This window comes from Mesorhizobium sp. M7A.F.Ca.US.006.04.2.1, assembly GCF_004022915.1.
GTDB lineage: Bacteria > Pseudomonadota > Alphaproteobacteria > Rhizobiales > Rhizobiaceae > Mesorhizobium > Mesorhizobium ciceri.
Genome location: NZ_RZQA01000348.1, coordinates 1 through 6,121, shown reverse-complemented (window position 1 = coordinate 6,121; position 6,121 = coordinate 1). Strand labels below are relative to the sequence as shown.

Sequence of the window (6,121 nt, the reverse complement as noted above, 5' to 3'; positions counted from 1 at the left end):
CGGTCTTGAGTTCGATGCCGTCCGCTTCGGCGGCCATACCGGTACCGGCCTCGATCTGCTTGCCGAGAATGGCCGATGGTCCCGACAGGGGCGCCGAGACGCCGACCAGCAGCGTCCGGGCATCCGCACCACTGGCCAGGAACAGCCAGAACAGCGCCGCTATTGTTCTTGTCCTGGGTCGCATTCGAGCGATGGGATCCTCCGGGCCGGTCCTATGCTCCCGGCACTGTTGCCGCCAAGACCTAAAGGCTGCCCGGCCTTGGTGCAACACGCGAATTTCGGGATATGGCTCAGGCACTTCGCTTGTGGCGGGCTATGTCTGGCCATATATGTCGATAGGATCCTGACAATGGAAAAAAAACGGTGCTGAAGAAGAAAGACATTTGGCCGCAGGCCTATCGCGACGCGATGAGCCACTTTGCCGGCCACGTCCATGTGGTCACCACCGACGGGCCGGCCGGCAAGCGCGGCGCGACGGTGATCGCGGCCTGCTCGGTTTCGGACACCCCGCCGACCATTCTGGTCTGTCTCAATCGCGAAAATCCCAAGAACGAACCGTTCGTGAAAAACGGCAGGTTTGCCTTGAACACCCTGGCTTCCCACCAGGAGCCGCTGTCAGTCGGCTTTTCCGGAATCACCGGCTTGCCGGTCGAGGAGCGCTTCGCGCTCGGCGAATGGGACGTGATCTCCACCGGCGCGCCGACGCTGAAGGGTGCGCTCGCCGTGTTCGACTGCGAATTGATCGACACCAAGGACCTGGCCACCCATCGTGTGCTTTTTGGCAAGGTGACAGGCCTGCGGATGGGCGATAATTTGCGGCCGCTGATCTATCACGCCCGCGGCTACCACGTACTGGAAAGCGGAGCGGCGGCGTTCACGGAGAAAGAATGACCGAGCTGAAACCGCGCGCCGCGCCACGGACGATCGACGAGACGCTCGATCTCCTGACCGGTGCGGACTATGTGGCGGACCGGTCGTTGGCGACCGTACTGTTCCTGTCGTTGCGTATGAAGCGGCCGCTTTTCCTTGAGGGCGAGGCCGGCGTCGGCAAGACCGAGATCGCCAAGGTGTTGGCACAGGCGCTCGGCCGCCGGCTGATCCGCCTGCAATGCTATGAAGGCCTTGACGTCTCGTCCGCCGTCTACGAGTGGAACTACGCCGCGCAGATGATCGAGATCCGCATGGAGGAGGCGGCCGGCAAGGTCGAGCGCTCCGCCATGGAGCGCAACGTCTTCTCCGAAAAATACCTGATCCGCCGCCCGGTGCTCGATGCGCTGACCGGCAAGGCGGGGGCTGCCCCGGTTTTCCTGATCGATGAGCTCGACCGCACCGACGAGGCGTTCGAGGCCTTCCTGCTCGAAATCCTGTCCGACTTCCAGGTGACGGTGCCCGAGCTCGGCACCATCAAGGCGGAAGAGCCGCCGATCGTCATCATCACCACCAACCGCACCCGTGAGATCCACGACGCGCTGAAGCGGCGCTGCCTCTATCACTGGGTCGACTATCCCAATGCCGAGCGCGAGTTGGAGATCGTGCGCCGCAAGGTGCCGCAGGCCAACCAGCGCCTTTCGGCCGAAGTGGTCTCCTTCATCCAGAAGCTGCGCCAGATCGAGCTGTTCAAGGTGCCGGGTGTCGCCGAAACCATCGACTGGGCCGGCGCGCTGACCGAGCTCGACAAGGTGGCGCTCGATCCGGAAACCGTCTCCGATACGATCGGCGTGCTGTTGAAATACCAGGACGACATTGCCCGCATCGAACAGGGCGAAGGCCGGCGCATCCTCAACGAGGTGAAGGCCGAGCTTTCGGCGGCGGAGTAGGCGATGCCGCGCCCCGAGCCAAAAGAGGCCATGCCGCACGGGCGGATCGCCGACAACATCGTCTATTTTGCCCGCACCTTGCGCAAGGCGGGCATGCGGGTGGGGCCGGCCTCGGTCAAGGACGCCATCGAGGCGGTGCTCGCCGCGGGCATCGGTTCGCGCGACGATTTCTACTGGACGCTGCACGCCGTGCTGGTGTCGCGGCATGAGGATCACGCCATTTTCGACGAGGCCTTCCGGCTGTTCTGGAAGTCGCGCGAACTGATCGAAAAGATGCTGGCGATGTTTTCGCCGGTGGCGCCCGACACCAGGGAAAAGCAGAAGCCACGCGCCGCTGAAAACCGGGTCAGCCAGGCGATGTTCGAGGGACACCAGAAGAACCAGCCGCCACAGGAAATTCCCGAGATCGAGGTCGACGCCCGCTTCACCTTTTCCGGCAACGAGGTGCTGCGGGCCAAGGATTTTGCCCAGATGAACGCCGCCGAGATGGCCGACGCCAAGAAGGCGATCGCGCAGTTGCGGTTGCCTTTCGACATGGTGCGGACGCGGCGCTTCAAGGCCGATGCGCATGGCCGCCGCATCGATCCGCGCGCCATGATGCGTTCGGCCGCGCGCACCGGCGGCGAACTGATCCTGCCGAAATTCCGCTCGGCCCGCGAGGTTCATCCGCCGCTGGTCGTGTTGGCCGACATTTCCGGCTCGATGAGCCAGTACACGCGGATTTTCCTGCATTTCCTGCATGCGCTGACGGAAAAAAGGCGTCGCGTGCACACCTTCGTCTTCGGTACCCGGCTGACCAATCTGACGCGGCAGATGCGCCATCGCGACCCGGATGCAGCCCTTGCCGACTGTTCGGCGGCGGTCATGGACTGGTCGGGTGGCACCCGCATCGGCGACACGCTGGCCGAGTTCAACCTGATATGGTCGCGTCGCGTGCTGGGGCAGGGGGCGGTCGTGCTTCTGATCACAGATGGGCTGGAGCGCGACGATGTCGCCGGCCTGTCGGAGGAGATGGAGCGCCTGCACAAATCCTGCCGGCGGCTGATCTGGCTGAACCCGTTGCTGCGCTTCGACGGCTTCCAGGCGCGCGCCCGTGGCGTCAAGGCGATGCTGCCGCATGTCGACGAGTTCCGCTCGGTGCACAATCTCGATGCGCTCGCCGATCTCTGCGCGTCATTGGACAAGAAGTCGGCACAATCCGTCGATCCGCGCCGATGGCTGGAAGCTGGCGCGAGGCGCGCCGCATAACCATATCCTTCCCATCCGGAAAACAGATCCCGAGAAAAACAGACTTCTGGAGAAACGGTCATGGAAAACAGCATTTATCTGGATGAGGCCCGCGACCCGCTGATCATTGCGGAGGGCTGGATGAAGGACGGCAAGGACGTGGCCATCGCGACAGTTGTCGAGACCTGGGGTTCGGCGCCCCGACCTGTAGGCAGCCATCTGGTCATCGACGCAGACGGCAATTTCCACGGCTCCGTCTCGGGCGGCTGCGTCGAAGGCGCTGTGGTCAGCGAGGCCATCGACGTCATCGACAGCGGCAAGGCCAGGATGCTGGAGTTCGGTGTTGCCGATGAAACCGCATGGCAAGTGGGCTTGTCCTGTGGCGGCCGCATCAAGGTGTACGTGGAAAGACTGGGCTAGAGCATGATCCCAAAAAGTGGGACCCGGTTTTTGGACAAGATGATGCTCGGACAAGAGATTTCCTGATGGATCCCTACGCCTTAAAAACTTTGAACGCCGAACGACGCGCCCGCCGTGCGGCGATCCTTGTCACCGATCTCGGTGACGGCCGCGACCGGATCGTGCGCGAGGGCGATCACGTCGCCGGCGATCTCGGAACCGCGATCGCCAGGGCGTTTCGCACCGGTAATTCCGGTTCGGTCGAAGCCGAGGGGCGGACTTTCTTTCTCAACGCGCATCTGCCGCAGCCGCGTCTGGTCGTGATTGGCGCTGTCCATATCAGCCAGGCGCTGGCGCCGATGGCGAAGATCGCCGGCTATCCCGTGGAGATCATCGACCCCCGCACCGCTTTCGCCACGCCGGACCGCTTTCCCGATGTGGCGCTTCATGCCGAATGGCCGGAGGATGTGCTGAAGCGTCAGCCGCTCGACAGCTACACCGCACTTGCCGCCGTCACCCATGATCCGAAGGTCGATGATTTCGCCCTGAAGGCAGCACTAGACGCCAACTGCTTCTATGTCGGCGCGCTCGGCAGCAGGAAGACGCATGCCAAGCGTGTCGAACGTTTGCTGGCGCTGGGCGCGAGCGCCGACCAGATCGCCCGTATCCATGCGCCGATCGGGCTCGATATTGGTGCTGCCAGCCCGGGAGAGATTGCTGTTGCGGTGTTGGCCCAGGCGATCCATGCCTTCCGCTCGCGCGGGCTGGACGCAAAAGGTGCGGCGGCGTGAAATTCGGACCGATCCCGATCGAGACGGCGGAAGGCGCGGTGCTGGCACACTCCACCACCGCTGGTGAACGCCGCTTCCGCAAGGCGCATAGGCTGAGCGCCGAAGATGTGGCGCTGCTACGGACTGCCGGTGTTTCCGAGGTCGTTGCGGCTGTTCTGGCTGAGGACGACCTCGGCGAGGATGCGGCCGCGCAAACGATTGCCGGGAGCATGGCCTTTCGCGGCATCGAAGCCAAGCCTGCCGCGACCGGGCGGGTCAACCTCCACGCCAAGGCGCCGGGCATCTTCACGGTCGATGCCGTTGCCATCGACGCCATCAATGCCATCGATCCCGCCATCACCATCGCCACGCTGGCGCAGCATGCGCCGGTCGAAAAAGGCCAGATGGTCGCGACGGTGAAGATCATTCCCTTCGCGGTCGGTTCAGCGCTGGTCGACGCTGCGACAGAAATCTGCGCCGCAGGCGAGATCTTTGCCGTCAATGCCTACCGGCCCGTGCGTGTCGGCGTCATCCAGACGGTTCTGCCGGGCATCAAGCCTTCCGTGCTCGACAAGACGCTGCGCGTCACCGAAGCACGGCTGGCGCGTACCGGCGGCAGGCTGACGGCCGAGCGCCGCACGGCGCATGAGATCGCGCCGGTGGCGGAGGCCACGGCTTCCCTGGTGCGCGACAATGACATGGTGGTGATCTTCGGCGCCTCGGCGATGAGCGATTTCGCCGATGTCATTCCCGCGGCGATCGAGAAAGCGGGCGGTACCGTCGTCCGCGCCGGTATGCCGGTCGATCCCGGCAATCTGCTGGTGCTCGGTACGCTCGGCGGCAAGCACGTCATCGGCGCGCCCGGCTGCGCCCGCAGTCCCAAGGAGAACGGGTTCGATTGGGTGCTGGACCGATTGATCGCCGGTCTCGACGTGACCGCCAGGGATATTGCCGGCATGGGGGTCGGCGGGCTGTTGATGGAAATCCCCACACGGCCGCAGCCGCGCGAACCGCTGCCGGCCAAATCTCAACTGAAGGTCGGCATCGTGCTGCTGGCGGCCGGCCGGTCGAGCCGCATGGGCGGGCCGAACAAGCTGTTGGCGCTGTTCGACGGCAAGCCGCTGGTGCGCCGCACCGCCGAGCGGGCGCTTGGCTCGAAGGCGTCCAGAACTGTCGTCGTCACCGGCCACCAGCGCGAGCGGGTGCGCGCTGCGCTGGCGGGCCTCGACGTGACCTTCGCGCACAATCCTGATTTTACCGACGGCTTGTCCACGTCGCTGAAGGCCGGCATTGCCTATCTGCCGGAGGACTCCGCCGGTGTGATGATCGTGCTCGGCGACATGCCCGATATCACGTCCCACGATCTCGACAGATTGATCGATGCGTTCCGCAAGGGCGGCGGCAATGCGGTGGTCCGCGCTTCGCATGACGGCAAGCGCGGCAATCCGGTGCTGTTGCCGCGTTCGCTGTTTCCGGCGATCGCCCATCTGGAGGGCGACACCGGCGCACGCCATCTGGTCGAGACCGAAGGGCTCGATGTCATCGATGTCGAGATCGGCGCGGCGGCGTCTGTCGATGTCGACACGCGCGAGGCGCTGGAAGGCGCCGGCGGCGTGCTGCAGGATTGACAAACCCAAGCCGAATTACGCATGCGTTGGGTATGTCTTTTCGCCGCCAAATTTTCTGTGCCTTTGCAGTCACGACCGCGTTGCTGTCGTCGGCTGCGCAAAGTCAGACGCTGTCCCTAAAACCCTTCAAGGACGATCTCTTCGCCTATCCGCCCACGCTGTCGTCCGACAGCAACGGCGCCTACACGGTCATCGACTACCGCGAGATGCGCGACATCAACCAGCGTGACCAGGTGCCCGAGCGGCGGGTGAAAGCCCAATATACCGACGCCAGCGTGCG

General features: G+C 64.3%; 6 protein-coding genes and 2 pseudogenes. 7 read left to right on the top strand and 1 reads right to left on the bottom strand.

Features of this window, described 5'->3' with window-relative positions; all coding sequences use genetic code 11:
* Nucleotides 1-184: pseudogene (locus EN925_RS19015) on the bottom strand (ABC transporter substrate-binding protein); the annotation flags it as partial.
* A 179-nt stretch (nucleotides 185-363) separates the two neighbouring features.
* On the opposite strand from EN925_RS19015, the gene EN925_RS19010 reads away from it, so the two are divergent.
* From EN925_RS19010 to EN925_RS18980, 7 genes and pseudogenes are all read left to right on the top strand, one after another.
* Nucleotides 364-891: a flavin reductase gene (locus tag EN925_RS19010; protein WP_128336802.1), complete on the top strand. Its 528-nt coding sequence runs from the start codon at nucleotides 364-366 to the stop codon at nucleotides 889-891.
* Nucleotides 888-1,817 carry a MoxR family ATPase gene (locus tag EN925_RS19005; protein WP_013532114.1) on the top strand — a complete coding sequence of 310 codons (930 nt, stop codon included), beginning with the start codon at nucleotides 888-890 and terminating at the stop codon, nucleotides 1,815-1,817. The genes EN925_RS19010 and EN925_RS19005 overlap by 4 nt, the downstream gene beginning before the upstream one ends.
* Nucleotides 1,818-1,820: 3 nt before the next feature.
* Complete coding sequence (locus EN925_RS19000) at nucleotides 1,821-3,065, top strand: VWA domain-containing protein (protein WP_024504342.1); 1,245 nt, start codon at nucleotides 1,821-1,823, stop codon at nucleotides 3,063-3,065.
* Between the two features lie 60 nt (nucleotides 3,066-3,125).
* On the top strand, nucleotides 3,126-3,464 hold the full coding sequence (locus tag EN925_RS18995; RefSeq protein ID WP_013532112.1) for an XdhC family protein: 339 nt from the start codon (nucleotides 3,126-3,128) through the stop codon (nucleotides 3,462-3,464).
* Between the two features lie 65 nt (nucleotides 3,465-3,529).
* Complete coding sequence (locus EN925_RS18990; protein WP_013532111.1) at nucleotides 3,530-4,234, top strand: XdhC family protein; 705 nt, start codon at nucleotides 3,530-3,532, stop codon at nucleotides 4,232-4,234.
* On the top strand, nucleotides 4,231-5,841 hold the full coding sequence (locus EN925_RS18985) for a molybdopterin-binding/glycosyltransferase family 2 protein (protein WP_127369513.1): 1,611 nt from the start codon (nucleotides 4,231-4,233) through the stop codon (nucleotides 5,839-5,841). The genes EN925_RS18990 and EN925_RS18985 overlap by 4 nt, the downstream gene beginning before the upstream one ends.
* Before the next feature lie 32 nt (nucleotides 5,842-5,873).
* Nucleotides 5,874-6,121 (top strand): annotated as a pseudogene (locus EN925_RS18980) (alpha/beta hydrolase); the annotation flags it as partial.

Bases quoted from the DNA above. Each gene is read 5' to 3' on its own strand.
- EN925_RS19000 (WP_024504342.1), top strand. From the start codon at position 1,821: ATGCCGCGCCCCGAGCCAAAAGAGGCCATGCCGCACGGGCGGATCGCC.
- EN925_RS18990 (WP_013532111.1), top strand. From the start codon at position 3,530: ATGGATCCCTACGCCTTAAAAACTTTGAACGCCGAACGACGCGCCCGC.
- EN925_RS19005 (WP_013532114.1), top strand. From the start codon at position 888: ATGACCGAGCTGAAACCGCGCGCCGCGCCACGGACGATCGACGAGACG.
- EN925_RS18995 (WP_013532112.1), top strand. From the start codon at position 3,126: ATGGAAAACAGCATTTATCTGGATGAGGCCCGCGACCCGCTGATCATT.